Here is a 552-nt window from a genome sequence, read left to right on the forward strand (position 1 = left end):
TCGGTTGGGAAGTCGTCAACAATTGCATCCACCGCTGCTTGTGCATCTGCTTTCGCTTGTTGTGCATCTGCAAGGGCTTGAGTTAAGTCATCAACTTCTGCTTGGGTCACAGCATCATCTGCAAGGGCATCTGCAAGAGCTTGTTCTGCTGCTGCATATGCTGCTTCTGCTTCTGCTACAAGGTCTTCAACTGCTGCAAGTTCATCCGCATCTGGCGTACCGTTTTCGTTGGTATCGTTCACCGCTGGGATCACGATATCAGTCAAGGCATCTACACGGTCTTGGAAGTCACCCGCTTCGGTTGGGAAGTCGTCAACAATTGCATCCACCGCTGCTTGTGCATCTGCTTTCGCTTGTTGTGCATCTGCAAGGGCTTGAGTTAAGTCATCAACTTCTGCTTGGGTCACAGCATCATCTGCAAGGGCATCTGCAAGAGCTTGTTCTGCTGCTGCATATGCTGCTTCTGCTTCTGCTACAAGGTCTTCAACTGCTGCAAGTTCATCCGCATCTGGCGTACCGTTTTCGTTGGTATCGTTCACCGCTGGGATCACG

At 50.9% G+C, this 552-nt stretch carries 1 protein-coding gene; it reads right to left on the reverse strand.

Annotated elements, in window-relative coordinates:
• The coding region (locus CYK47_RS15300) for a GA-like domain-containing protein (RefSeq protein WP_502697063.1) at positions 1–539 on the reverse strand (539 nt) is incomplete at its 3' end.
• Positions 540–552: the final 13 nt, after the last annotated feature.

Origin of the sequence: Acinetobacter sp. B51(2017), assembly GCF_003711395.1 — a bacterium.
Lineage (GTDB): Bacteria > Pseudomonadota > Gammaproteobacteria > Pseudomonadales > Moraxellaceae > Acinetobacter.